Raw genomic sequence first — 26,121 nt, 5'->3', positions numbered from 1 at the left:
GAGGTCAGGCGACGGCAACGACGTCGAGGATGCGCTGTACCACACGGTCCTGGTCGATGCCTGCCGCTTCTGCTTCGAAGGACAGGATGATGCGATGGCGCAGCACGTCGAACAGCACCGCCTGGATGTCCTCGGGGCTGACGAAGTCGCGTCCGGCGAGCCAGGCGTGGGCCCGGGCGCAGCGGTCCAGGGCGATGGAGCCGCGGGGGCTGGCGCCGTAGGCGATCCACTCGGCCAGCTCCGGGTCGAACTTGCCCGGGGTGCGGGTGGCCATCACCAGCTGCACCAGGTATTCCTCCACCGCGTCGGCCATGTACAGGCCGAGGATTTCCTTGCGGGCGGCGAAGATCGCCTGCTGGCTGACCCGGCGCTCGGGCAGGGTCTCGCCGTTCAAGGCCTCGCCCCGGGCCTGCTGGAGGATCCGGCGCTCTACCGCTGCATCCGGGAAGCCGATCTTGACGTGCATCAGGAAGCGGTCGAGCTGGGCTTCGGGCAGTGGGTAGGTGCCTTCCTGCTCGATGGGGTTCTGGGTCGCCATCACCAGGAACAGCGGCGACAGTTCATAGGTGCTGCGTCCAACGCTGACCTGACGCTCGGCCATGGCCTCCAGCAGCGCCGACTGGACCTTGGCCGGGGCACGGTTGATTTCGTCCGCCAGCACCAGGTTGTGGAAGATCGGGCCTTGCTGAAACACGAAGCTGCCGGTTTCCGGGCGATAGATCTCGGTGCCGGTGATGTCGGCTGGCAGCAAGTCGGGGGTGAACTGGATCCGATGGAACTGTGCTTCGACGCCGTCGGCCAACTCCTTGATGGCCTTGGTCTTGGCCAGCCCCGGAGCGCCCTCGACCAGCATGTGGCCGTCGGCGAGCAGGGCGATGAGCAAGCGCTCGATGAGTTTGTCCTGGCCAAGGATCTGCGTTGAAAGAAAGGTTCGCAGCGCCAATAGCGCTTCACGATGTTCCATCGGTGACTGTTCCTGGAGAGGGTGCGCCCCGGGCGGTGCGAGAACGCCAGGGCTGGGGGCGATACTTTAATCCATAGCGGGCCCCGCCGACTAACGGGGAAAGAGTGATTTCGAAAAAATCCCGGCTTTTTCCCAAGGCGGCTGGCACGACGGGAGCCTGGTGCCCGCCAGGCGGGCATGCGCAACGGCTACATGAAGCCCCGGGCTACCCGAGGTTGGGCGTGGCCCTGTAGCCGCTGTCGAGCTTGCGAGGCTGCGCCCGGCCGCTGTCCGGGGTGGGGATCAGAGCTGGCTGATGTAGGTGCCCGTACCCTTGAGGATGTTCTTGAGGGTCAGTTCCACTTCGGCCAGGTCGGCGGCGCTGGTTGCGTGGTGGATTTGCAGGTGGTCCGAGCCGTTGAGGGCATCGGCGTCGGTCGCGGCGATCTCGATCAGCAAGGTGGTGGGGCTGAGGGTCACCTTGACCCCGTCCAGGGTCGAAGGCTCGCCGTCGAGGGTGATCTCCAACTCGTCCTCGTCCGGGTAACGGCTCATCAGGAACATCTCGCCCTGGGTGCTGTGGCAGCAGAGCATGGCCATGTTGTCTTCTTCGTCGTCGCAAGGGTTGGCGATCAGGTGGGCGGTGGTCATCTGCATGGGCACATTCCTGGGGCAGGGCAAAAGAGAGGATTCTGCCAGCCCGGGGGAATTTCTGCTGGGTTGTCTGTCAGTACGGCAGTTGTGAACGCCTGGCGCGGATAAGTCATTTTGCGCACGCAAGTCCGGTCCGTGCATGGAAAACCCCGGGTTTTCCGCCAGCTGCTGCTAGTGTTGTTCTGGGCGTGACTGCCCGGTTGCGTGCCTTTGACCGAATATGTCGCAGCATCGCAAGCAGCTGTCGCATCGCACTCGTTAAGCTGCGCAGCGGACAATTTGTTCTCAAGTGCAATAGGTTGCGTCTGTTTTGTGATGATCACCTGCCAGGGCATTGCCCCGTTCGCCCTGGCCGATGCCCATCCCGGGAAGGTGTGAATGTGACCTGCGCGTCTCGTCCAGCTTCATTCACCAGGCATCCTGCAACCTCTGCCCGAGATTCAGGAACAGGATGCGCCGGCGCCCCCCAGCGGGGCCGAACACGACGCTACCATCAATAACAAGCCCAAGCGGAGTACCACAGATGGCGTTCTTCACCGCAGCCAGCAAGGCCGACTTCCAGCACCAACTGCAAGCGGCACTGGCGCAGCACATCAGTGAACAGGCACTGCCACAAGTGGCGCTGTTCGCTGAACAATTCTTCGGCATCATTTCCCTGGACGAACTCACCCAGCGTCGCATGTCCGACCTGGCGGGCTGCACCCTCTCTGCCTGGCGCCTGCTTGAGCGCTTCGATCACGCGCAACCGCAAGTGCGCGTCTACAACCCCGATTACGAACGTCATGGCTGGCAGTCGACCCACACCGCGGTGGAAGTCCTGCACCATGACCTGCCATTCCTGGTGGACTCGGTCCGTACCGAGCTCAACCGTCGCGGCTACAGCATCCACACCCTGCAGACCGCGGTACTCAGCGTGCGTCGCGGCAGCAAGGGCGAGCTGCTGGAAATCCTGCCCAAGGGCACCCAGGGCGAAGGCGTGCAGAAAGAGTCGCTGATGTACCTGGAGATCGACCGCTGCGCCAATGCCGCCGAACTGAGCGTGCTGGGCAAGGAGCTGGAGCAGGTGCTGGGCGAGGTGCGTGTCGCCGTAGCCGACTTCGAGCCGATGAAGGCCAAGGTCCAGGAGCTGATCCAGAGCATCGACAACAGCCAGTTCGCCATCGCTGCCGACGAGAAGTCCGAGATCAAGAGCTTCCTCGAGTGGCTGGTGGACAACCACTTCACCTTCCTGGGCTACGAGGAATTCGTGGTCGGCACCGACCAGGACGGCGGGCATATCGAGTATGACCCGAACTCCTTCCTGGGCCTGGCCAAGCTGCTGCGCGCCGGCCTTACCGGCGACGACTTGCATATCGAAGACTATGCCGTGAACTACCTGCGCGAACCGACGCCGCTGTCGTTCGCCAAGGCGTCGCTGCCCAGCCGCGTGCATCGCCCGGCCTACCCGGATTTCGTGTCGATCCGCCAGATCGATGCCGACGGCAAGGTGATCAAGGAATGCCGCTTCATGGGCCTCTACACCTCCTCGGTGTATGGCGAGAGCGTGCGGGTGATCCCGTACATCCGCCGTAAGGTCGAGGTCATCGAGCAACGCTCCGGCTTCCAGCCCAAGGCCCACCTGGGCAAGGAACTGGCCCAGGTCCTGGAAGTGCTGCCCCGTGACGATCTGTTCCAGACTCCGGTGGACGAGCTGTTCAGCACCGTGATGTCCATCGTGCAGATCCAGGAACGCAACAAGATCCGGGTATTCCTGCGCAAGGACCCGTACGGCCGTTTCTGCTACTGCCTGGCCTACGTGCCGCGCGACATCTATTCCACCGAAGTGCGGCAGAAGATCCAGCAGGTCCTGATGGAACGCCTGCAGGCCACCGACTGCGAGTTCTGGACCTTCTTCTCCGAGTCGGTCCTTGCCCGCGTGCAACTGATCCTGCGGGTCGACCCGAAGCAGCGCATCGACATCGATCCGCTGCTGCTGGAGCGCGAAGTGGTGCAGGCCTGCCGCAGCTGGCAGGACGACTACGCCAGCCTGGTGGTCGAGAGCTTCGGCGAAGCCCACGGCACCAACGTCCTGGCTGACTTCCCGAAAGGTTTCCCGGCCGGCTACCGCGAGCGTTTCGCCGCCCACTCGGCGGTGGTGGACATGCAGCACCTGCTGAGCCTGAGCGAAAGCAACCCGCTGGTGATGAGCTTCTACCAGCCACTGGGCCAGGTGACCGGCCAGCGCGAGCTGCACTGCAAGCTGTACCACGCCGATACCCCGCTGGCGCTGTCCGACGTGCTGCCGATCCTGGAAAACCTCGGCCTGCGGGTCCTGGGTGAGTTCCCGTATCGCCTGCGCCACAACAATGGCCGCGAGTTCTGGATCCACGACTTCGCCTTCACCGCCGCCGAAGGCCTGGACCTGGACATCCAGCAGCTCAACGACACGCTGCAGGACGCTTTCGTCCACATCGTCAGCGGCGACGCCGAGAACGACGCCTTCAACCGCCTGGTGCTGACCGCCGGCCTGCCATGGCGCGACGTGGCGCTGCTGCGTGCCTACGCCCGCTACCTGAAGCAGATCCGCCTCGGTTTCGACCTGGGCTACATCGCCAGCACCCTGAACAACCACACCGATATCGCCCGCGAGCTGACCCGGTTGTTCAAGACCCGCTTCTACCTGGCCCGCAAGCTGACCCAGGAAGACCTGGACGACAAGCAGCAGCGCCTGGAGCAGGCGATCCTCACCGCCCTGGACGACGTCCAGGTGCTCAACGAGGACCGCATCCTGCGGCGCTACCTGGACCTGATCAAGGCCACCCTGCGCACCAACTTCTACCAGCCCGATGCCAACGGCCAGAACAAGTCGTACTTCAGCTTCAAGTTCAATCCGAAGCTGATCCCCGAGCTGCCCAAGCCAGTGCCGAAGTTCGAGATATTCGTCTACTCGCCACGGGTCGAGGGCGTGCACCTGCGCTTCGGCAACGTCGCTCGCGGCGGCCTGCGCTGGTCGGATCGCGAGGAAGACTTCCGTACCGAAGTCCTGGGCCTGGTAAAAGCCCAGCAAGTGAAGAACTCGGTGATCGTGCCGGTGGGCGCCAAGGGTGGCTTCCTGCCGCGCCGCCTGCCGCTGGGCGGCAGCCGTGACGAGATCGCCGCTGAAGGCGTAGCGTGCTACCGCATCTTCATCTCCGGCCTGCTGGACATCACCGACAACCTCAAGGACGGTGGCGTGGTGCCGCCGGCCAACGTGGTTCGCCACGACGACGATGATCCGTACCTGGTGGTGGCGGCCGACAAGGGCACCGCGACCTTCTCCGACATCGCCAACAGCATCGCCATCGACTACGGCTTCTGGCTCGGCGACGCCTTCGCCTCCGGTGGATCGGCCGGCTACGACCACAAGAAGATGGGTATCACCGCCCGTGGCGCCTGGGTCGGCGTGCAGCGCCACTTCCGCGAGCGTGGCATCAATGTCCAGGAAGACCCGATCAGCGTGGTGGGCGTGGGCGACATGGCCGGCGACGTGTTCGGCAACGGCCTGCTGATGTCCGACAAACTGCAACTGGTGGCGGCGTTCAACCACCTGCACATCTTCGTCGACCCGAATCCGGATCCGGCCACCAGCTTCGTCGAGCGCAAGCGCCTGTTCGACCTGCCGCGCTCGGCCTGGAGCGACTACGACACCAGCATCATGTCCGAGGGTGGCGGCATCTTCTCCCGTAGCGCGAAGAGCATCGCCATTTCGCCGCAGATGAAGGAACGCTTCGACATCCAGGCCGACAAGCTGACCCCGACCGAGCTGCTCAACGCCTTGCTCAAGGCGCCGGTGGACCTGTTGTGGAACGGCGGCATCGGCACCTACGTCAAGGCCAGCAGCGAAAGCCACGCCGATGTCGGCGACAAGGCCAACGACGCCCTGCGGGTCAACGGTAACGAACTGCGCTGCAAGGTGGTGGGCGAGGGCGGCAACCTGGGCATGACCCAGCTGGGTCGCGTCGAGTTCGGCCTCAACGGCGGCGGCTCCAACACCGACTTCATCGACAACGCCGGTGGCGTGGACTGCTCCGACCACGAAGTGAACATCAAGATCCTGCTCAACGAAGTGGTGCAGGCCGGCGACATGACCGACAAGCAGCGCAACCAGCTGCTGGCGAGCATGACCGACGAAGTGGCGGGCCTGGTCCTGGGCAACAACTACAAGCAGACCCAGGCCCTGTCCCTGGCTGCGCGTCGCGCCTACGAGCGGATCGCCGAGTACAAGCGCCTGATGGGCGACCTGGAAGGCCGTGGCAAGCTGGACCGGGCCATCGAGTTCCTGCCCAGCGAAGAGCAGCTCAACGAGCGCGTCGCCGCTGGCAAGGGCCTGACCCGTCCGGAGCTGTCGGTGCTGATCTCCTACAGCAAGATCGACCTCAAGGAGCAGCTGCTGGGCTCCCTGGTGCCGGATGACGACTACCTGACCCGTGACATGGAAACCGCGTTCCCGCCGACCCTGGTCAGCAAGTTCGCCGAAGCCATGCGCCGTCACCGTCTGAAGCGCGAGATCGTCAGCACCCAGATCGCCAACGACCTGGTCAACCACATGGGCATCACCTTCGTGCAGCGCTTGAAGGAGTCCACCGGCATGAGCCCGGCCAACGTGGCCGGCGCCTATGTGATCGTGCGCGACATCTTCCACCTGCCGCACTGGTTCCGCCAGATCGAGGCCCTGGATCACCAGGTCTCGGCACAGGTGCAGCTGGAGCTGATGGATGAGCTGATGCGCCTGGGTCGTCGGGCCACCCGCTGGTTCCTGCGTAGCCGTCGCAACGAGCAGGATGCCGCCCGTGACGTGGCGCATTTCGGTCCGCACCTGGCAGCCCTGGGCCTCAAGCTCGACGAGCTGCTCGAAGGTCCGACCCGTGAAGGCTGGCAGTCGCGCTACACCGCCTATGTCGAGGCTGGCGTACCGGAGTTGCTGGCACGCATGGTGGCCGGCACTACCCACCTGTACACCCTGCTGCCGATCATCGAGGCTGCCGACGTCACCGGGCACGACGCCGCCGATGTGGCCAAGGCCTACTTCGCCGTGGGCAGTGCCCTGGACCTGCCGTGGTATCTGCAGCAGATCAGCGATCTGCCGGTGGCCAACAACTGGCAGGCCCAGGCACGCGAAGCCTTCCGCGACGACGTGGACTGGCAGCAGCGGGCGATCACCATCTCGGTCCTGCAAATGGCCGATGCGCCGCAAGACATGGAAGCCCGCGTGGCCCTGTGGCTTGAGCAGAACCTGAGCATGGTCGAGCGCTGGCGCGCGATGATGGTGGAAATCCGTGCCGCCAGCGGCACCGACTACGCCATGTACGCAGTGGCCAACCGGGAACTGCTGGACCTGGCCATGAGCGGCCAGTCGGGCCTGTAAGCCACCGACCCCGCTGCAACGCAAAAGCCCCGTATCGCAAGATACGGGGCTTTTTTCATGGTGCGCAGTGCAGGGTCATCGGGACGTCTCATGAAGGTCTTTGCACAGCTGTTTCACTACCCGTTCGCAGTCCTGGCCCAGGCCGGACTTTTCCTGCCCGGGGCGCACGATGCCCACCTGCATGAACCAGCGCGTATGTTCGGTTGGCAGGCCCAGCACATGCAGTCTGTTCCATACCTGTCCCTCCGGGCTCAAGGGGCGATAGGCGTCAGGCTCTACATTCACTCCGCCGGTATCGAACGCAGTGGCACCTGCGAGGTTTTTCCTGCTGCTCCATACACCTCGGTTGAGCAGTTGCCTGGTCAAGGGAGAGTAGTCGCGGTGGATGTTGATTTTGGGCAGGCGAGCGTCGATCAAGGCATCCAACTGGACTGAAGAGCCACTCACAGCGGGTGAATGCAGGTTGAACCTGCCTGCCGCGGACTCCATTTCGAGTACGGTCCCTGGACCGACGATGCGCAGCAGGCCCGCGTCGATCAGGGCGAGCAACTGCTGCGAACGATAGAGGGGAGTACCAGCGGACAGGAAGGACAGTGGCTGGCTGTCGGTATCAATGAACTGCCGATGGGATTGCGCAGTGAGCCCGCAGAAGTCGACGGTGATTCGCTGGATGGCCCGGGTGTCGCGTAGGGTTTCCAGGGCGGCCTTCAGAGGGTTGTCTACATTGCCCTGCAAGGCGCGTTGCAAGTCCTGGCGCACATGCTGGAGCAACCGATCCTGAAAGTCCGCAGGGGAGTCGAACTGCTGATGCGCGAAGGGGTTGGCCAGGCGTTGCAGGTCGAGCAAGGGATAGCGGCCCAGGCCGTCAGCGGCTCGTTGCTCACCGAGGGCCTGCAGGAGCCCTGCGCCATCGTGGATACGTGATCGGACATTCTCTGCGAAGGCATGGATACGTGTATCGGGTGCACCACATTGCCGTAGCAGCGTTTCGAAGTAGACGAGATTGATTTCTGCATTGATCCAGGGCTGTACATCTTGGCGAAAGTCCAGGGGCGCTCGTTCGCGCAACATGTGTGCTTGTTGCTCGGTGAACAGGCGTGGGACGTATCGCCAGCCTGGAGGGCGTTGCTGTAGCCCGCGAACGGGAATCGGCACTCCGGTTCTCGAGCCGGCCACGATCAGCTCGGGTTCCCGTCCGCTACGCCGGTAGTGCAAGCGGTTTTCGCGATCTGGGGTGAAATGCCCTCCGCGAGCCTCTGTCAGTAGCATGAGGGCGTCGTAGAACGACAAGCCCAGGCCCAGGATCCCGACGTTATGCTGCGAGCCGATGCTATCCAGTTGCATGTCGACCGCAGGTACGGGAGCAACATAGGTCAGGCCATGAGTGTCGGCGAAGGCCTGGATCTGCTGCTGTCGAGTATCTGGAACCAGGGTTGCGTGACCGGTGCAGAGCACGACGGAGTGAGCGAACAGTGGCGATTCTTGATCTTCGAGGATGAGGTGGTAACCGAGCTCTTGTGGTTCGATTCCCGAGATGGTTGCTTGGTGCCCTTTTAGCGAAAGGTGTTTGGGCAGGCCCTCGGACAGCGAATTGTAGACGAACTTCAAGTAGCGTCCGTATAGGCGGCGCGGCGGGTAAGTCACCGGACCGATCGTGATACCGCTGCTGTCGGCCGAAGGCTGCCGGGCGAGCCAGCTGGCAAAGGAGGGGCCTTGGCCGGCACAAGCTTTGTCGACATCCGCCTCGGTCGAATAAAGAGTCATCTCGTCGACTGAATTGTCCATCACCAGGCAATCGGGTTGATCGGTGCGCCAGACCTTGCCACAACCCAGTTCGCAGGCATCGATGGCATGCAGCTCCACCGGCTGTTGCAGCACTTGTTGCTTCAGCTGGGCGATGAGGCGCTCCAGCAGGAGTACGCCGCGAGGTCCGGTTCCTACCACTGCGATGATCTGGGGGCGTGTCGTCATCACTTAAGGTTCCTCAATCGGTGGCGGCGTGCCGGGTCAGCTTGGCCAGCCACAGTCCAAGTGGTATGCAGAGCGCCAGCAGGGCTGCCAGGACGTACATCGCGTCGCGGAAGGCATGGGCATAGTCAATGGCCTGTGGCGCTTCCCCAAGCAAGTGGAAGAACAGCCCTCCGAGTACCGCTGCCCCTGTGGCCGAGCCGATCTGCAACATCGAGATCAGCAGGCCCGACACCAAGCCTGCGTGGTTGCGCGGTGAGTAGGCCAAAACGATCCGGGTCAGGGAAGACAGGACGATACCGTGGCCACATCCCGCTACCAGCAAGGTCAGGTAGTCGTAGACCCCCAGGGGGCGGTCAGGCGTGGCCATGAAGGCGAGCAGGAAGAAACCCAGTGCGAGGACCGCGAAGCCGAATGCGGCGACATTATTGCCGATCAGCTTCACCAGCCTGGGCGTCCACAAGGGGCCAATGATGAAGCCTGCGGCAAAGGGCAGCAGGCCGAGGCCGGAGTCCAGGGCGCTCAGCCCATGTCCGGACTGCAGGTACAGGGCGAATCCGAAGAAGAACAAGGCATCACTGTAGAACAGGAACGCCAGCCCTGTGCCAAGGCTGATGACCGGATTGCGCAGTAGGTCGAGGTTGACCAGTGGTGTTGCGCCCTGGTGTTGCAGCTTCTTCTCGACTCGCACGAAAACCACCAGGATCGGCAAGCTGGCCGCCAGCATCAATACCAGCCACCTCGGCCAACCCGACTCCAGCCCACGGGAAAGAGGGTAGATGAAGCACAGCAGGAAGGCCGTCAGCAACAGCATGCCCAAGACATCGAAGCCGACCTGTCGCTCTGACCGATTTTCCGGTACCCAGGTCAGGGCGGCTGCCAGGGCGACTATGCCGATCGGCAGGTTGACCAGGAAAATCGCCCTCCAGCCGAGGCCGAGCACATCCAGGTCGATGAGGATTCCCCCGCCAATCTGTCCTGTGATGGCGGCGATCCCGAATACGAAGCCATAGACGGCGGAAATGGGCGTTTGCAGATGTACCGGGTAGACCGCGCGGATAGTCGCGAGGACCTGGGGCGCCAGGATCGAGGCGAAGAACCCTTGCAGTATCCTCCCGCCAATCAGAACTGTTCCATTCGGGGCGCAGCCGCAAAGGAGCGAGGCAAGGAGGAACCCTGCCATGCCGAGCATGAATATTCGTTTGCGCCCATATCGATCCCCCAGGCGCCCCCCGGTTATCAGCCCTGCCGCATAGGCACAGGCGTATGCCGAGATCACCAACTGCAGCTGGGTATCGCTGGCGCCGATATCGTCGCGAATCGAGAACAGCGCCAGGTTGACGATGAAGTAGTCCAGAGGTGGCAGGAGTGCGCCCAGCAGAAGCGGAAACAGCGCCAGCAGCGACGGTTGCGATGTGTTCAGGTTTTTTGTCTGCTGGACATCGGATGGTGCGTTCATGGGGACATCTCTTGCAGTGCTGGCATGGCGCTCATACGCTGCGGCCCATGTCGGCTTTACGCTGCAGGCTCAGCCATCGCCGCTCGATATGCTGGCAGCATTGGTTTTTTGCGGCAGGTCCGAATTCAATGACCCAGCCCCCCGGAGTTTCCAGGTGCTCGGGCCACAGCGAATATTCGCGCTGGGCGTTGATGAGTACCAGGAAAGGGCCGTTTGCTTCGTCGAAGGTATCCATGATCTAGGCCTCGGGGGTGAAGTCAGGGGTTGCCAGGTAGGCACGTATCACATGAGCGATGACCGGCGCCCAATGTGGGTCGAGCATTTCGCCGTGTTTGCAGTCTAGATGCCAAGTGGTGACCGGGCGCCCCGTGAGCCTTTGCCATTCGCCAGGGGCGGGATGTTCTGGTTGTTCGCTCGAGCCACAGGAAAAAAACAATACCTCCACTTCAGTGGGAGGCGGGGTCCAGCGTGTCATCAACGCCAGATGGTGATGACTGGCGTTTTGCAGCTCTCCGGCATAGGTTCGGGCCTGGGCAGCGGGCTTGGTGAAATGGCGAAGTCCATCGTTGCAAGGGGCTGCGTCGAGCAGGGCCAATAGCTCCACTTTTTCGCCCTCCTCAAGCAATTGGCTGGCAGCCTGGTAGGCCACCAAACCACCAAATGACCACCCCAGCAAACGATAAGGCCCGTGGGGTTGGACCTGGCGCAGCTCGTCCAGGTAATGCTGGGCTAGGGCCTCGATGGAGTCTGCGTACTGAGGGTTGTTGCCCAGCAAGCTGGACTGGAAGGCATATAGTGCTTGGTCGGCGTCCAGGTGGGGCAGCAGGTTGGCGAAGCGTAACCCGACACCTTCCTTGGGATGAAAACAGAACAGTGCCGGTGTGGTCTGGGGGGCGGTCAGGTGCAGCAGGACGTCAGCGCCACAGTGGGCCGGGTCGATGTTTTCCTCTGGCGCCACTCGCTGCACCAAAGCGCGAACGGTCTGGGCCTGGAATACGTCCGCGGGGTGCATGGTATGTCCCTGCTCACTGAATTGGCGGGCCAAGGCCACGGCCAGCGCACTATCACCGCCAAGGTCGAAGAAGTTATCCTCGCGTCCTACACCATTGATGCCCAGCAGTCTTTCAAACAAGCGGATCAACTTTTGTTCCAGAGCATTGTGGCTGGGCACACCGCTGCCATTCGGCGATGGTAGCGCCAGCGCCATGCGATCGGTCTTGCCGCTGGGAGTCAGGGGCAGGTCGGCGACTTGTCCAATCAGCGCTGGAATCATGTAGTCGGGGAGACGCTGGATCAGAAAGCGGCGGATTTCCCTGATATCCAGTGTTGTATCCGGCTCTCCCATGACATGGGCGACCAGCACAGGGCGGGATTGGCTATCCTGGCGCAGCGCGGCCAGGGCCTGAGTGATGCCGGGGTAGTCGCAGAGTGCCGACTCGATATCTCCGAGTTCGATGCGGTGGCCCCGAAGCTTGACTTGGGCATCGCGGCGACCGCAGTACAACAGTTCGCCGCTGGCGCTCCAGCGTCCCAGGTCTCCGGTTCGATACAAACGTGTTCCGGGAGGCCCCAGGGGATCGGCGATGAAGCGTTCTGCGGTCATCGCCGGATTATTCAGGTAACCCACCGCGACCCCTTCCCCAGCTATGCATATTTCGCCCAGTACTCCTGGGAGCACCGGTTTGAGATAGGGATCGAGCAACTGGATTCGTGTATTGGCAACAGGACTGCCCAGGCAAGGGGGCCGGCCTGGGGCCAATTTGCAGATCATCGACCAGATGGTGGTCTCGGTGGGGCCGTAAAGGTTGTAGAGATGACCAGGCTCCAAGCTCAGGCGCTTCGCCAGGGGCTCTGGCAGGGCCTCACCCCCACAGAGGATTTTTAGCGGCGAACGAGCCTTCCAGCCAGCGTCACAGAGCATCTGCCAGAGTGTCGGCGTGGCCTGCATGAGAGTTGGCCGGATGTCATCTATGTACTGGGCAAGTGCGGTTGGGTCACGAGCGACATCGGCAGCAGACAGGTGCAACGACGCACCATTGATCAACGGCAGAAACAGTTCCAGGGCCGATATGTCAAACGAGATCGGGGTACAGGCCAGCAAGGTATCGGCGTCAGATATCCCGAGCTCGCGGCCCATCGATACGAGCAGGTTCAGCAACGACCGCTGCTTGACCAGCACGCCCTTGGGGCGGCCCGTAGAGCCTGACGTATAGAGCAGATAGGCGGGGTGGTGCGGATCGTATGGCCAAGGAGCGCTGGTTGCAGGAAGGGGGCGCGCCAGCCATTGCTCGACATTTTCCCAAGGAGCGTCGCCCAGGTGCTGAGCCAGAGCATGTCCTGGGCGATCGCCCAGGATCATGTCCACGTTGGCGTCATTGATGATCTGTTGCAGGCGTTCAAGGGGATAACCCTGGTCGAGGGGCAGATAGGTTGTGCCAGTCTTGAGGCAGGCAAGCAGAGTGGCCACCATGGTCGTCGTGCGTCCGAGAGCGATACCCACCAGCAATCTGCGATAGTTGGAGGCTCGTTGTAGATGCCGGGCGATCATCTCCACGCGTTCGCCCAGTTCGGCGTAGCGCAATGTGGCATCTCCCGCCACCAGGGCAATCGAGTCGGGCCGGCGCTGGACCTGGGCGTCAAATTGGGTGTAGAGACTGTCGGTACCGAGGTCCAGGTCAGGCCCGCTCCGATACTCGGGAAATGCCTGGCGCTCGTGGTCCAAGCGCAGTTCCAGATGTGTGATCGGTTGCTGTGGACTCTCTGCGATCGCGCTGAGCAGACCCACGAAGCGCTCGCACAGAGTCTGCATATCGGAATGTTCAAAGAGGTCGCTGGAATATTCCAGGCGACATTCCAAGTGATCGATCCGGTTGCCCTGGCCAGGTATCGGGCAAAAATCCAGGGCCCAGTCGAATCGCGACGTCTGCGGGTTGATGGCGCGCTGGCTGAGGCTTGCTCCGGGCAGGTCCAGTGCTGGCGCGCGAGTGTCTTGCAGGGTCAACAATACTTGGAACAAGGGGTGATGGCTGAGGCTTCGCGAAGGGGCGACGGCCTCGACCAGGCTATCGAAAGGCAGATCCTGGTTCGCGTGGGCTCCGAGGCTGGCCTCGCGCACTTGCTGCAAAAGCTCCGTGAAGCAGGAGTTGTCATTGCATACGGTACGAATGACCAGGGTGTTCACGAACAGGCCGATGCTGTCTTTGAGACCTTCCTCGGCGCGTCCCGCAAGAGCTACGCCGATACTCAGATCGTTGCCGCAACCCAGGCGAGTCAACAATGCCAGCACTGCCGTATGCAGCACCATGAATAGGGTCGAATGTTGGCGCCTGGCGATTTCCTGTAATACGGCAACCAATGGTTTTTCGAGGCTGAAGATGCATGCACCGCCGTTGCCGCTTCGCTCTCGGGGTCGATGTGCCGCTCCAGGAAGATTGAGGACCGGAGGTGCCCCATGCAGGTTCTCGCACCAGTAATGCTGTTGCTCCTGGCGTAGTCGGGTAGGGTTCTTAGCGGTGCCTAGCAGGCGTTGCTGCCACAAGGTGTAGTCAGCGTACTGGATTGCCAGCGGCGCTAGCTCGGCAGGCCGGCCACTGGCAAGACGACTGCGGTAATGCAGCGAGAGTTCTTGCAGCAAAGGCGCGATAGACCAGCCGTCCAGCGCAATGTGGTGGGCAACCAGCAGCAGTACGGAGTGCTTGTGCTCGATCTCGAAGAGAATCGCTCGAAGAGGCAGCTCCTGTGTCAGGTCAAATGGCTGGCGGGCCAGCTCCGAGAGTGATGTCGACAGCTCTTCGGGTGCACATTGGCGGTAGATCAGCGGAGCCATCGAAGCGCCTGGCGGCAGGATCTTTTGGTACGGCCCTTCCTGATCCTGGACGATCAGGGTGCGGAGCACCTCATGGCGGTGGAGTAGGTCATCCAGGGCGCCTTCCAGTACGTCAGGCACCAGGTCGCCTTTGATATCGAAGGCCAAGGGGATGTTGTAGGACGATTGCCCTGCCTCTATCTGTGCGATCAACCACAGGCGCCGTTGCGCATTGGAGAGTGGTATCCGTTCAGGCCGTGGTCCGGACTCCAGCGCAGGGCGGGTCTGGGCTCCAATCTGCAGGCGTGAAGCCAGGTCCTTGATCGACGGCGCTTCGAAAATGTCGCCTACCGTGACCTCGGTGCTCAGCTCCCGGCGAATGGCCGCTGCCAAGGCAACGGCGGACAGTGAGTCGCCTCCCAACTGGAAGAAGCTTTGTGACAGACCCATGCCGTCGCGTTCCAGTATGTTGCAGAACAGTCGTAGTAACGCGGCTTCCAAAGGCGACTCGGCATGTTCCGGCAAGAGCCCTTCATCACGCGGTGGTGCTGGTAGGGCCCGTTTGTCCAGCTTGCCATTGGGCGTCAGTGGCAGTTTTTGTACGGCAATGATGGCGTGTGGCTGCATGTACAGAGGCAGGCGCTCCTGTAGCCACTGTTGCAGCTCTGTCCGCAACTGCGCTTCGGCCTGGGCTCGTCTTGGCCGGTTGGCCAAGGTGAGTTCAGTCGCCGGCCGCTGGTAAAATCCCACAGGAAAGGCTTTTTCGCGGGCTCGCCAGAACAGGATGTCGATTTGCTCGCAGCCTAGTGAGCTCCAGCTCGCGGCTCCCTGATAACCGAAGCCGGCTCCCAGGGAACACAGGTGTTGCAGATCAGGAGCGCCCAGGATGGAAACAGCCATGTCAGGCCAGGGCTCATCTTCAGCCAGGCTACGTTGCCAGGCCACCTCCTTGGCCACACGAACATAAGGCACACCACGTAGGCGCAGGCTGTCATGGTGCTCGGTCGCCAGCAATGTGATCAGCCTTCCCAAGGGATCGCCTTCGACACCCCACTCCACAGCTATTGCCTCCGCGAGAGAGAAGGTCGGTACACCTTCGGTATGCAAGACCACATCGTATCGATACTGGGTCAGCTCATTGATCTCACGTGCCTGTTTGAGCCTGATGTCGATACCGCCGAATACGTTATCCGCTTGACGGGCCAGCTTGCAGAAGTAGTCGGGATGAATCGTTAATTCATTTTCATGGGCGACGAGTTCATCGATGGCGGCTGTCGCCTGGACACAGGAGATGGTCGTTGTGCGGTTGCGTCGAGCGATGACACCTGTTGCGAACAGGGACAGCAAATCGTGGTTGCGCACATCGCCAATGAACAGGTGTCCCCCTGGGGCAAGACGCTCCTGCAATTGTCGTAACAGCGCGTCGAGGTAGTCCAGGCTGGGAAAGTATTGAGCGACGGAGTTGATGATGATGGTATCGAAGCGAGCCGGCGGCAGGTCTCGCAGTTGATGCGCCGCGCCCTGGTACAGCGTCACCTTGTCCCTGAGATGAGGCAAGTCATCGAGTACCTGTCGAAGGTTGGCGATGGTCACTGCCGATAGGTCGATTCCCCAATACGATTGGGCTTCGCAAGCGATTTCCCGCAGGATCAGGCCAGAGCCCACCCCTATCTCCAGCACGTTGCGCGGGCTGAGCCGGCGGATGCTCGCTAGGGTTTCATGCAGCCAGCTACGCATCTCTTCCAGAGGCAGTGGCTGCTGGTCATAACTGCTGTTCCAGCCTTCGAAAGCAGAATCGTTGTCATGGGCATCGATATGGCGATAGGTTTCTTCGTAGACCGCCTGCCATGAGTCTACGACTTGCTGATCGACGAGGCTGCCGGATACCTCCGTCTGAGGAACCACATAACCGAGTAATTGCATCGAGCCAAGCTCGTTGGCTCGGGCTATTACAGCTGCTGCCTTGACCTGGGGATGTTCCAGTAGATGCGTGGCGATTTCCCCGGGTTCGATACGGTGTCCACGAATCTTTACCTGGTCGTCTGCCCGCCCGAGGTACTCCAGATCACCGCTGTCCGTTTGCCGGGCGAGATCGCCCGAGCGGTACATCCGTTGTCCGTTGTCGGAGAATGGACAAGCCACGAAGCGTTCGGCTGTCAGGCTTGGACGGTTGAGATAGCCCCGGGACAGGCCTGCTCCACTGACGTAGATCTGTCCCACGGTGCCTGTTGTCACTGGTTGCAGTTGCTCATCGAGCAGGTGGATGGACAGATCGCCCAGGGCTTCGCCAACGAGGCTGGCACCGATTTCTAAGCTGGAGTCGGCGCAGATTTCGAGCAGAGTGACATGCACGGTGGTTTCAGTGATGCCATACATGTTGATCAATCGTGGTCGGTCACCGTGCCTGCGACGCCAAGCTTTGAGCCGACCAAAATCCAGGGCCTCACCACCGAAGATCAGGCACCGCAGGTTCAGTTTGGCAGCCATCTGTGGTTGCGCTTCACAGGTGCTGTCCAATTGATAGAACGCTGATGGTGTCTGGTTGAGTATGGTGACCCGTTGCTCGACCAGTAACTGTAGAAACTCTCGCGGTGAGCGACTAAGGGTGTAGGGCACGATGACCAGCGTTGCACCGGTAAGCAACGCTCCCCAGATTTCCCAGACTGAAAAGTCGAACGCGTAGGAATGGAAAAGAACCCAGGTATCTTCGTTACCGAATCCCAATGCTGGCTGGGTGACGCTGAGCAAGCGCAAGACGTTGTGATGGGTAACCAGTACGCCCTTGGGCCTGCCAGTCGAGCCCGAAGTGTAGATTACATAGGCATTGTCACCTGGCTGGACATTGTTCCCGGTAGGTTGCGGCTGTTCGGGCTCGACTCTCGAGTCCGGGAAGCAAGTTATATCTAGCAGTGCAATCGATGGTGGCAGTTTTCCCAATGCCTGTGCATCTTCGGCAGTACTGAGCACTGCTGAAGGTGCGGCATCTGCCAGCACTTGGGCCAGATGCTCACGTGGGTACTGGATATCCAGAGGCAAGTAGGCAGCGCCGGCCTTTAGTACTCCCAGTAGGCAACCGATCAACTCCAACGAGCGGGGTAGCGCCACTCCCACGATATCTCCTGGGTTGACCCCAGCTCTTTTCAGGGCCGCAGCGATGACATCCGAGGCTAGCTCCAACTCGGCATAGGTTTGTCGCTGTTGTTGAAAGACCAATGCCACTGCCTCGGGGGTGCGAGTGGCCTGCTGTTGAAAAGCCTCATGGATCACTTCGAAGCGTGGTGTCAGAGGTTTATTTTGTGTTTCAGGTAAGTTGTAAATGGCCATTACTGGCCTCCCTTGTCCTGAGTTTTTGTAATGGGTTTTACAAGGAGAAGGCAGATATAAAGTTGCCAGTGCCGACTTGTCCATGCAGCACGATGAAAGAACTCTAACTACCGCTGGCTATCTTTGGCATCCGTAGAAAATACGGGTTCTGCTTGATGCGAAATTAATGCCTGAGCAATAAGCCACTACCAGATTTTGTAGTTTTATCAATTTTTCGGTCAAAGTTGATACTTCACGTGTCTGAAGCACATGCTTGGCATGCGGGGCTGCTGCTGTCATGGGATCGCAAGTGGAAGGGGAGGGTCAGGATGTCCGTACCTATAGATCAACTAAGACTCATCTTTGATCACTATCCTGGCGGTTGGGGCTGCCTGGACCGCGCCTCGCGTTATATCTATGTCAATCGTGAGTTCGCGCGTCTGGTGGAGTTACCCGATGCGCAAGCTATTCGAGGCTTGTCCCCCGCGGATCTACCATGCCCGGCGGCCACATTCAGTGATGTCTTCCGGGTGCAGGACATGAAGGTGCAACGCAATCGGCGATCGATGCAGATCCTGGACATTCATCCTGATTCTCGGGGGCGGATGCATGCTTATCTCTCGCAAAAGATTCCACTCTTCGATGAGGCCCGAGAGGTGATAGGCATAATTTTTCACATCAGACCCTTACCTGTGTTGGATGTTGTTAGCTTGTGCCTCCAACAAGCAGGTAGCGAAAATAACTTTAGTATCTCGAGGCTTCTCGATAATGGCAGTCTTGAACCGGAGAACAGTGGTAACTGGCAAGAAATGACCCGTCGTGAACGCGAGGTCTTGTTCTTCTTGATCAGGGGCAATTCTGCTCGGCAAATAGGGGAGCGTTTAAGTCTTTCTCATAGAACTATTGAGCAGTACATAGGCTTCCTCAAACATAAGCTCGGAGCTTCCAGCAAGTTCGACTTGATAAAGATGGCGTTTGATCGAGGCTACGCAAACAAGATCCCCGAGTCGTTGTTCCTGCAACAGGTCTCGGTCGAGTTGGTTGTATAGCGGTTCCCCAGGAGAAGGCGCCTGGAGAGATGGGAGCAGTGACCGATTGATCGATTGGCGGGCGCCTGTTTGTGGCATTGGCTGCCAGCATGGGTTTGTTGCGATGCTGAGCCGGCCGGCTTCCATTGGGAGGGGGTATTGTGATCGGCTGCTCAGCGATGACAGGCCGGAGCTACCGGCCTGTCCAGAACAGTGCTTACTTGGTCTTGCCCGAGGCGTCCTGCTCGACCACCAGGTCCAGCACATAGACCTGCGACGAGGCGTCGGCTGGCGGGTTCTTCCACTCGTATTGCTTGACCCGCAGCACGGTACGCACGCCGGCGTGGTGCTCGTAGCCCTGGATCGAGTCGTACATCGGATGCCAGGTGTCCTGGGTCGGCAGCTGCAGGCCGGCGTCGTCATAGCGCCGCTCGCGCACTTGCAGGCATTGGTGGTTGGGGATCAGCGGGTGGCTGCACTTGACGGTCTTGGCGGCCACTTCCAGGAACTTGATCTCGCCCTGGCTGCCGTAGCGGGTCTCCGGGGTTTCTTCGCCCTGGAACTTGAGCACCGAACCGTCCTGGGTGGTCAGTTGCAGCGTCGGCTCGGGAGTGTCGCCGCTGACGGTGGTACGCAGGTCGCCCTTGAGCAGGCGACCGACCTCGCTGTCCAGGTCCATCAGGCTCTTGTCGCAGGCCATCATGGTCGAAGCCAGCTGTTGCACCTTCAGCACACCGTTCTGGTAGCTGTAGCCACCGAACTGGCCGTTGCAGCCGCCGCTGATGTTCAGGTTCTGGTCGCCGAAGGTCAGGCGCAGCTTGCCCTGGGTGCCCTTGGCCATGGCTGCGATAGGCTTGCCCGAGGCATCGGTGGCCGATACCAGGTTCCAGTAATAGGCCGGGAGCGCCGGCTGGGCGGCGGTAGTCGAGGAGGCGGCGGGCATGGAAGGCGATCCTTCATGGGAGGTGGAAGCCGGAGTGCAGGCCTGGAGCAGGGCGGCGCAGACGGCAACGAGGAGAATATTCTGTTTCATGGTTCGCTCTTTCAGCCTTGATTGAGTAGGTGCGGCAGCCTGCGCAGGCAGGATGCGCGCGCCGGTAAACAGGGTACGAGGTCACTCGAAGAGGGTAGCGCACTGTGCAATCCGATGGGCCCGAAGGCTGGATCGGGCGACCTCGACCGTTACCGATAGCGATGGGACAGCATGATGGCGATTCGGTTTCACCTGGGTGTTTGCCCGGTAGTGTTACCAAATCTTGCAACATGCTGGGTGTGGCCGCTGCCGCAGGCTGCGCAGGGGCGCGCAGCGGCGTGGGGGGGGGATGGGATTGTCTTGTCGGACGGCGGGCCTTGTCGCAGTTTCGCCGGCTCAACAGCGGCCACGGGTGGGTGTGGCCGCTACAGGATCAATGCTCCAGGGGCGTCAGCACTTCGTCCTTGGTGTCCATCAGCATGAACACCAGCAGCTTGGCCGGTTGGGTCTGGCTGGCGTTGGCCGAGACCGGATGCTGCGAGCCGGCAGGCTCGAACCAGGACTGCCCGGCCTGGTAGGTGATGCTCGGGCCATCGTTGACCTGGGAGGTGATGGCGCCTTCGAGCACGTAGGCCATGGCCGCCCCGGCATGGCGGTGGGGCACGGTGGCCTGGCCCGGGGCGTAGTCGACGGTGAGCATCATGGCCTTCTTGCCCGGCAGGTTGGCCAGGGCCTGGTCCTGCAGGATCGCCAGCTTCTCCTTGCCGTACACCGGCTCGTGGGCGGTGGCCGCCACAGAGGTGAGCAACGCGAGGGTGGCGAGGGCGGCAGTCAGGGTTTTCATCTTCGGTTTCTCCAGCGGATCGGAATGTCCTTTCAGGCTAAGCCCTGGGTGTCGGGGGCCCTATAACCAATCCCGGCGAAGACGCGCAGACCAATCCACCGTCCTTCAGGTGATCTGCTGCAGGATGTCGCGCACCTTGTCCAGGGCCGGGTCGATGTCCAGGGTCTCGATGGCGCCGAAGCCAATGAACAAGCCCTCGCGGACCGGGCTGTCGTGGAAGAACTCCTGCAGCGAATAGAGTCCCACCTCGACCTTCTTCGCCAGATCCAGCAGCAGCGGGATATCCACTGGCACCTTGCACAGGGCGGCCATATGGAATCCGGCCGTGCAGGGCACCGCTTCCAGCCAGGGCGCCAGGTCGCCCTGCAGGCGCAGCAGGATGCGCTCGCGGCGCCCGGCATACACCGCGTGGCAGCGGCGGATGTGCTTTTGCAGGTAACCCTCGTCGATGAACTTGGCCAGGGCCCATTGGGGCAGGGTCGGGGTATGGCAATCGCACAGTTGCTTGGCCTTGATCACCGCCGGCAGGATGGCCGGTGGCAGCACCGCATACCCCAGGCGCAGTTGGGGCAGCATGCTTTTGGAGAAGGTCCCGACGTAGGCCACCACGCCAAGGCTGTCCAGGCTCTGCAAGGAGTCGGTGGGCCGGCCCTCATAGCGGAACTCACTGTCGTAGTCGTCTTCGATGACGATGGCCCCCAGCTGTCGCGCGCGCTCCAGCAGCGCCTCGCGGCGCGCCTGGCTCATGGGCATGCCCAGGGGGAACTGATGCGAGGGGGTGACATAGATCAGCCGCACGCCATCGGGAATCCGCGCCACCTCGATGCCCTCGGCATCCACCGGCACCCCCACGACCCGCGCACCTTGGGCCTGGAACAGCAGGCGAGCCGGGGTATAGCCCGGATCCTCCATGGCCACCAGGCTGCCTGGCTCGAGCACCACCCGGGCGATCAGGTCCAGGGCCTGCTGCGCGCCATTGCACACCACGATGTCCTGGGCGGTGCACACCACCCCGCGGGAAAACGCCACGTGCCCGGCTATGGCATTGCGCAAGACCGGCAGGCCCTCCGGCTGGCTGTAGAAACCGCCGGCCTGGGCCATGCGCCGCAAGGCATCCTGGGTGCAACTGCGCCAGTGGTCCTGGGGGAATTGCGCGCGGGTGGTGGCGCCACCGATGAATTCGTAGCGCAGGGTGCCCTCCAGGGTCGGGTGGCGCAGCGGCGAGGGGATTGTCTGCCAGCGCTCCAGGCTCTGGACGCAGGCCAGGTCCTGGGCACTCTGCTTGCGTTCGGCCTTGACTGGGCGTGAGTTGACGAAAGTGCCCCGGCCGATCTTGCCCACCAGGTAGTTTTCATAGGTCAGCAGGGCGTAGGTATCGGATACCGTCTTGCGCGAGATGCCCAATTGCGCGGCCAGCAGCCGGCTGGGAGGCAACTGGGCGCCGGCGGCCAGGCGCCCGGAGTCGATGGCGCCGCGCAGTTGCTGGTAGAGCTGCTCGGCCAGGTCCTTGCGGCCGTTGATCACTACGTGAAGTTCCATTGCCATGCCCGGGTCTGATTGATCGGCGCAAGGTTACTCGTCCCGTGGCCTTTCGTGTAGTTGCCCGGCGACCAGCCAGCCGGGACAAGTTCACCAGAACCAGTAGGGCAGGAACTTGGGGGTCGGCTCTATGGCCAGTTCCTGGTGGAACGTGATGGGGTTGAAGAAGAATGCATCCAGGGCAAGAAAGGCCGCGACACCATATGCCAAGACGATCAATTGGCGATGGGGATGTACGTAGTAGTTGCGGTCGATGAAGTAACGCACCACGGTGAGTACGACAAAGCTTGCGAATACGCCGAGATAGTTCGGTTGTAACGGCTTGGCACCGTAGAAGTTGTATACCCACACCGCCACGGCCAGCCCGGCGCCAATGGCGGGCAACTTCAGGCAGAACCCCAATAGCCAGTTCCTGGCGCGGGCGAACATATCGTTCTTGTCGACGAAGATATAGGCGGCCAGCAAGGCGATGGCGGGGGTGATGGAAACGATATAGCGAGCCTTCTTCGAGTTGGGGATGGTGAAGAACAGGATCAGTGCCACGAACCATAGCGCCAGGTAGAGCAGCAACTCGCTATCGGCCTGGCGCTGGGCGCCGAAGAATGTCTTGTACTTCCTGAAGATGACATTCAGGGCGAAGAACACCGTGACGCCATAGGTGATCAGGCCGCCAGTGAAGTAGAAGTAGTAGCGGGGCTTGTGATCGCTGGCGACCCGCTCCAGGCCCTGCATCATCAGCACTTCGTGCATGAAGGCCGGACCGCCCTGCACATGGGCGGCAAAGGCCAGCAAGGCCACGCCGACAATGAGCAGCAAGCCCGAGACCAGGCCGAACAGCAACAGCATGCGCCACTGCCGGCTCAGCAGGTAATAGCCGCCCACCACGATCGCCGGGCCGATCAGGCCGATGGGGCCGCGGAACATGAAGCCCAGGGCCAGCCCGACAAATACCAGCGCCAGGCGCCAGGGCTGGTGCTTCAGCTGGCCGGAGTAGGCCAGGTAGAAGCACGCCACGCTGAACAATGCGGGATAGACATCCAGCGCCAGCGAGTTGACCGCATCCAGAAATCCCCAGGTCAGTAGTGCAAAGAGCACCCCGTACAGGCCCCATTGCTTGTCGTGCAGCGTTCCCAGCTTGTAGATGAAGACCAGGATCAGTGCCGCGCTGATGCAATAAGGCAGGCCCATCGACAGTATCGACAGGCGGCCGAAAGGCAGTGAGGACAAGTAGATGAGGAAAGTGTTGGCGATGGTGTAGTCAGGGTAGGGCTGCAAATCATCGGCAATGGGAAACAGCGTCATGCCGTGCTGGAGCATATAGTCGGCAAAGTCGACGAAGCGCGTGGTGTAGTTGAGAATTCCCGGCTTGTATTGCAAGCCCATGAACAGCGCAAGCGCTACTAGAAAGATACTCAGGCAAGGTCTTTGGCTGACCTGTCTCATCAAGTTGCTCATACGCTCGTTACTTCCGGAATACACAAATATGCGGTGGCCATCGGTCCGACACCATAGAGCAACATGACTGTCTGCTTGCTGAACTGCTGCGGAACATGGTTGCGCAATCTAGTCGGTGCCAAGTTACAGGTGGGTATAAGTATCCGGTTTGAGAGTGGTCTGCCCTGAATCCCGTGGATTGGCTATAGGGCAATGTCGCGGCGGCCGTTAGCCTGTACGGCGCCGATACCGCACAAGGACTTGCCAGGATCGCCCGCCAGCGGGGTCGGCCAGTCATCCAGCGTTCGCGCTGGCCTCCTTGTTTTCTGCGATACAGGTATTCCCATGAAGTTGCTTCACGTCGACGCCAGCGCCAAGGGCGAGCGCTCCAACTCCCGTGCCCTGGGCCGTTATTTCATCGAACAGTTGCAGGAGCAGGGGCTGGACCTGGAAATCGACTACCTGGACCTGGCCCGGGAGGCTCCGGCGGCCGTCACCGAGGCGTTCGCCATCGCTACCTATACCGCGCCGGCGGCCCGCACGCCGCAGATGCGCGAGACCCTGGCCGCATCCGATGTCTTGTGTCAGCGCCTGCTGCAGGCCGATGCCTGCCTGTTCGCCATGCCCATGTACAACTGGTCGATGCCTTCGACCTTCAAGGCCTTCATCGATGCCATCACCCGTACCGAGTTGACGTACCTGAACACCCCGGACGGGATCGTCGGCCAGATGAATCGGCAGAAGGTACTGTTCCTCACCAGCCGTGGCGCCGACCTACGCCCGGGCACTCCCATGGCCTGGATGGATGCGCTGACCCCGGCGCTGCGGGCCGCCTTTGCCTTCATCGGCGTGCAGGATCCACGGTTCGTCGATGCCCAGCCGTTGCAGTTCGCCAACCCCGAGGCGCGCAGCGAAGCCCTGGAACGGGCTCGGCAAGAACTGCGGCAAGTGGCCGGGCAGTGGGCGGCCTGAGCTACTGGCGCTAGCCTCTGGCCGTTCAAGGACGCTGTTGCGGGGTGACCGAGTTGCCGAAGGTGTTGCCCATGCGCACGCCGGTGGCAGCCGGGGTCGACAGGCCGAGCTGGTTCGGCGGGCGTTTTTCCACCGGTTTGCGCATCGCCTCGGCATTGGCCTGGGCGGCCTTGGCCGCTTGCGGGTCGTTGCCCATCTGCCGGCTCAGGCAGTTGTAGTCGGGGGCCTTGTAGCCGCCGACGCTGACCTCCACGCACCCCTCGCGCGCTTCCTCGGCCTGGGCCACCCAAGGCAGGACGCTGAGCAACAGGCTTGCGGCATAAAGACTGAATCGGTTCATGAGGGCCTCCTGGCTGGCCCGGGAAAGCGGGCTTCGATAGCGACCGAGTGTAGAGCAAAGACCGTGCTGAAAAAGTGATGGTTTTTTTGCCGTGGTCGTAACACCAGATTCATAAACTGGCCTCAGGATGACGCTTTTCAGGGATTGGAAGGCAGTGCAGCGACGCAGAGCGCAGGTCGGGCGATGGACTTCATTGCACGGGGGCTTGGCGACCTGTGTGCTGGGGTTCGCGTTGTGGCTGCAGGTGCCCGAAAGCTGGGCCCAGGACAGTCCGCAAGGGCCGCCCCGGGTCGATTCCCAGGCCCTGCTGGCGCTGGATATTCCGGCCCAGGACCTGGCCCAGGCCCTGGAGTTGTTCAGTCGTGCCACCGGGATGGCGGTGCTGGTGGACCGGGAATTGGCTCTAGGCCGGCGCTCGGTGGGGGTCAAGGGGCGTTACAGCGCTCGCGAGGGGCTCGGCCGTTTGCTGGCTGGCAGTGGCCTGATGGCTCGTTACGCCCGTAGCGACGCCTTCACCTTGCAAGTGCCGCCGGGCAACCAGCCGGCGGCGCAACCAGCGACGGGCGGCGGGCGCGGGGTGCGGCTCAACAGCAGCTATGCCACGGCCTTGCAGCGGGCGGTCGAGCGCAGCTTGTGCGCTTCGCCGCTGACTCGGCCGGGCAGCTTCAGGGCGCTGTTGCAGTTGTGGGTGGGGGCCGATGGCAGGGTGCAGCACAGTCGCCTGGTCGGCAGCACCGGCGACTGGCAACGGGATGAGGCGCTGGTGCAGCGCCTGGCACAGATTCGCGTCGAGCGTCAGGCGCCCAGCTCGTTGAGCCAGCCGCTGACCTTACTCTTGGTACCGGACACGACAGGGAAACGCATGGATTGCAAGGAATGGGAAGGAGCTTCCGGGGTATGAAGAACACCGGGCACAGTGCGATGGTCAGGCTGTTCCTGACGTCCTACGAGGACTTCCGGGTGCGCTTGCGCAGGCGCCTGGGGTCCGAGGACCTGGCCAACGATGTCCTGCATGAAACCTACCTGCGGGTCGACCGCATGGAAGAGCCGCCGAACCTCGCCCAACCCAACGCCTACCTGTATCGCATGGCCCTGAACATCGCCGCCGACCGGCGCCAGTCCGACGCTCGCCTGCTCACCGGCGAGGAGGTCGAGGAACTGCTGCAGGTCGCCGACGAGGCCCTGGACCCTTCCCGGGTGGTGGGCGGCCAGAAGGAAATCCAGATCCTGCTCAAGGCCCTCTACGAGCTGCCGGCACGCCGCCGGCGGATCTTCATCGCTGCGCGCCTGGAAGAGGCGCCGCACCTGGAAATCTCCCAGCGCTTCGGCATTTCCACACGGATGGTGGAAAAGGAACTCAAGGCCGCCCTGGGCCATTGCGCCCTGCGTCTTGAAAGAAAAGTCATTCAGCGGTTCGGTCCCGGGGCCGGAAAACCGTCCTAGACAAAGAGTCCCTGATCAATCCGTGAGTATCTG

16 protein-coding genes are annotated in these 26,121 nt (G+C 61.8%); 5 read left to right on the top strand and 11 right to left on the bottom strand.

Annotation, left to right across the window (positions count from 1 at the left end):
• Window positions 1-4: 4 nt before the first annotated feature.
• Together GDH07_RS15240 and GDH07_RS15235 are read right to left on the bottom strand one after the other, a co-directional pair.
• On the bottom strand, window positions 5-964 hold the full coding sequence (locus GDH07_RS15240) for an AAA family ATPase (RefSeq protein WP_022644092.1): 960 nt from the start codon (window positions 962-964) through the stop codon (window positions 5-7).
• A 282-nt stretch (window positions 965-1,246) separates the two neighbouring features.
• A complete protein-coding gene (locus GDH07_RS15235; RefSeq protein WP_053129031.1) occupies window positions 1,247-1,600 on the bottom strand; it encodes a hypothetical protein in 354 nt (117 codons plus the stop codon).
• A 520-nt stretch (window positions 1,601-2,120) separates the two neighbouring features.
• Between GDH07_RS15235 and GDH07_RS15230 the strand changes: the two genes are divergently transcribed.
• On the top strand, window positions 2,121-6,980 hold the full coding sequence (locus GDH07_RS15230; protein WP_152898068.1) for an NAD-glutamate dehydrogenase: 4,860 nt from the start codon (window positions 2,121-2,123) through the stop codon (window positions 6,978-6,980).
• A 75-nt stretch (window positions 6,981-7,055) separates the two neighbouring features.
• Here the strand turns inward: GDH07_RS15230 and GDH07_RS15225 are convergent, their stop codons facing one another.
• Genes GDH07_RS15225 through GDH07_RS15210 form a run of 4 tightly spaced genes read right to left on the bottom strand, consistent with a single transcriptional unit; the run spans window position 7,056 to window position 17,536 of the window.
• On the bottom strand, window positions 7,056-8,951 hold the full coding sequence (locus GDH07_RS15225; protein WP_152898067.1) for an FAD/NAD(P)-binding protein: 1,896 nt from the start codon (window positions 8,949-8,951) through the stop codon (window positions 7,056-7,058).
• A gap of 13 nt (window positions 8,952-8,964) precedes the next feature.
• Window positions 8,965-10,407, bottom strand: a complete 1,443-nt coding sequence (locus GDH07_RS15220; protein ID WP_152898066.1) for an MFS transporter — start codon at window positions 10,405-10,407, stop codon at window positions 8,965-8,967.
• A 31-nt stretch (window positions 10,408-10,438) separates the two neighbouring features.
• A complete protein-coding gene (locus tag GDH07_RS15215) occupies window positions 10,439-10,642 on the bottom strand; it encodes an MbtH family protein (RefSeq protein ID WP_152898065.1) in 204 nt (67 codons plus the stop codon).
• A gap of 3 nt (window positions 10,643-10,645) precedes the next feature.
• On the bottom strand, window positions 10,646-17,536 hold the full coding sequence (locus tag GDH07_RS15210) for a non-ribosomal peptide synthetase (protein ID WP_178124067.1): 6,891 nt from the start codon (window positions 17,534-17,536) through the stop codon (window positions 10,646-10,648).
• A gap of 308 nt (window positions 17,537-17,844) precedes the next feature.
• Between GDH07_RS15210 and GDH07_RS15205 the strand changes: the two genes are divergently transcribed.
• Window positions 17,845-18,564 carry a helix-turn-helix transcriptional regulator gene (locus GDH07_RS15205; RefSeq protein WP_152898063.1) on the top strand — a complete coding sequence of 240 codons (720 nt, stop codon included), beginning with the start codon at window positions 17,845-17,847 and terminating at the stop codon, window positions 18,562-18,564.
• Between the two features lie 196 nt (window positions 18,565-18,760).
• On the opposite strand, the gene GDH07_RS15200 is transcribed toward GDH07_RS15205, so the two are convergent.
• The 4 genes from GDH07_RS15200 to GDH07_RS15185 form a co-directional block, all read right to left on the bottom strand.
• The gene (locus GDH07_RS15200; protein ID WP_152898062.1) at window positions 18,761-19,576 is read right to left on the bottom strand and encodes an META and DUF4377 domain-containing protein; all 816 of its coding nucleotides are present in this window, start codon (window positions 19,574-19,576) and stop codon (window positions 18,761-18,763) included.
• Window positions 19,577-19,949: 373 nt separating this feature from the next.
• Window positions 19,950-20,360 carry a cupin domain-containing protein gene (locus GDH07_RS15195; RefSeq protein WP_152898061.1) on the bottom strand — a complete coding sequence of 137 codons (411 nt, stop codon included), beginning with the start codon at window positions 20,358-20,360 and terminating at the stop codon, window positions 19,950-19,952.
• Window positions 20,361-20,465: 105 nt separating this feature from the next.
• Window positions 20,466-21,899, bottom strand: a complete 1,434-nt coding sequence (gene pdxR / locus GDH07_RS15190; RefSeq protein WP_152898060.1) for a MocR-like pyridoxine biosynthesis transcription factor PdxR — start codon at window positions 21,897-21,899, stop codon at window positions 20,466-20,468.
• A gap of 90 nt (window positions 21,900-21,989) precedes the next feature.
• Window positions 21,990-23,354, bottom strand: a complete 1,365-nt coding sequence (locus tag GDH07_RS15185; RefSeq protein WP_425502109.1) for a glycosyltransferase family 39 protein — start codon at window positions 23,352-23,354, stop codon at window positions 21,990-21,992.
• A gap of 324 nt (window positions 23,355-23,678) precedes the next feature.
• On the opposite strand from GDH07_RS15185, the gene GDH07_RS15180 reads away from it, so the two are divergent.
• Window positions 23,679-24,305, top strand: a complete 627-nt coding sequence (locus GDH07_RS15180; RefSeq protein ID WP_152898059.1) for an FMN-dependent NADH-azoreductase — start codon at window positions 23,679-23,681, stop codon at window positions 24,303-24,305.
• Between the two features lie 25 nt (window positions 24,306-24,330).
• Here GDH07_RS15180 and GDH07_RS15175 read toward each other — a convergent pair whose 3' ends face one another.
• Window positions 24,331-24,645 (bottom strand): hypothetical protein, encoded by a 315-nt coding sequence (locus GDH07_RS15175; RefSeq protein ID WP_022644101.1) that lies wholly within the window; start codon window positions 24,643-24,645, stop codon window positions 24,331-24,333.
• A gap of 205 nt (window positions 24,646-24,850) precedes the next feature.
• On the opposite strand from GDH07_RS15175, the gene GDH07_RS15170 reads away from it, so the two are divergent.
• Both GDH07_RS15170 and GDH07_RS15165 read left to right on the top strand, forming a co-directional pair.
• A complete protein-coding gene (locus GDH07_RS15170; RefSeq protein WP_343038243.1) occupies window positions 24,851-25,546 on the top strand; it encodes an STN domain-containing protein in 696 nt (231 codons plus the stop codon).
• The gene (locus GDH07_RS15165; protein ID WP_053129044.1) at window positions 25,543-26,088 is read left to right on the top strand and encodes a sigma-70 family RNA polymerase sigma factor; all 546 of its coding nucleotides are present in this window, start codon (window positions 25,543-25,545) and stop codon (window positions 26,086-26,088) included. Before GDH07_RS15170 ends, GDH07_RS15165 begins: the two co-directional genes overlap by 4 nt.
• Window positions 26,089-26,121: the final 33 nt, after the last annotated feature.

The organism is Pseudomonas piscis, assembly GCF_009380155.1.
GTDB classification, from domain to species: Bacteria; Pseudomonadota; Gammaproteobacteria; order Pseudomonadales; family Pseudomonadaceae; genus Aquipseudomonas; species Aquipseudomonas piscis.
This window is presented reverse-complemented; position numbering and strand designations above follow the sequence as displayed.

Bases quoted from the DNA above. Each gene is read 5' to 3' on its own strand.
- GDH07_RS15240 (WP_022644092.1), bottom strand. From the start codon at position 964: ATGGAACATCGTGAAGCGCTATTGGCGCTGCGAACCTTTCTTTCAACG.
- GDH07_RS15235 (WP_053129031.1), bottom strand. From the start codon at position 1,600: ATGCAGATGACCACCGCCCACCTGATCGCCAACCCTTGCGACGACGAA.
- GDH07_RS15230 (WP_152898068.1), top strand. From the start codon at position 2,121: ATGGCGTTCTTCACCGCAGCCAGCAAGGCCGACTTCCAGCACCAACTG.
- GDH07_RS15225 (WP_152898067.1), bottom strand. From the start codon at position 8,951: ATGACGACACGCCCCCAGATCATCGCAGTGGTAGGAACCGGACCTCGC.
- GDH07_RS15220 (WP_152898066.1), bottom strand. From the start codon at position 10,407: ATGAACGCACCATCCGATGTCCAGCAGACAAAAAACCTGAACACATCG.
- GDH07_RS15215 (WP_152898065.1), bottom strand. From the start codon at position 10,642: ATGGATACCTTCGACGAAGCAAACGGCCCTTTCCTGGTACTCATCAAC.
- GDH07_RS15210 (WP_178124067.1), bottom strand. From the start codon at position 17,536: ATGGCCATTTACAACTTACCTGAAACACAAAATAAACCTCTGACACCA.
- GDH07_RS15205 (WP_152898063.1), top strand. From the start codon at position 17,845: ATGTCCGTACCTATAGATCAACTAAGACTCATCTTTGATCACTATCCT.
- GDH07_RS15200 (WP_152898062.1), bottom strand. From the start codon at position 19,576: ATGAAACAGAATATTCTCCTCGTTGCCGTCTGCGCCGCCCTGCTCCAG.
- GDH07_RS15195 (WP_152898061.1), bottom strand. From the start codon at position 20,360: ATGAAAACCCTGACTGCCGCCCTCGCCACCCTCGCGTTGCTCACCTCT.
- pdxR (WP_152898060.1), bottom strand. From the start codon at position 21,899: ATGGAACTTCACGTAGTGATCAACGGCCGCAAGGACCTGGCCGAGCAG.
- GDH07_RS15185 (WP_425502109.1), bottom strand. From the start codon at position 23,354: ATGAGCAACTTGATGAGACAGGTCAGCCAAAGACCTTGCCTGAGTATC.
- GDH07_RS15180 (WP_152898059.1), top strand. From the start codon at position 23,679: ATGAAGTTGCTTCACGTCGACGCCAGCGCCAAGGGCGAGCGCTCCAAC.
- GDH07_RS15175 (WP_022644101.1), bottom strand. From the start codon at position 24,645: ATGAACCGATTCAGTCTTTATGCCGCAAGCCTGTTGCTCAGCGTCCTG.
- GDH07_RS15165 (WP_053129044.1), top strand. From the start codon at position 25,543: ATGAAGAACACCGGGCACAGTGCGATGGTCAGGCTGTTCCTGACGTCC.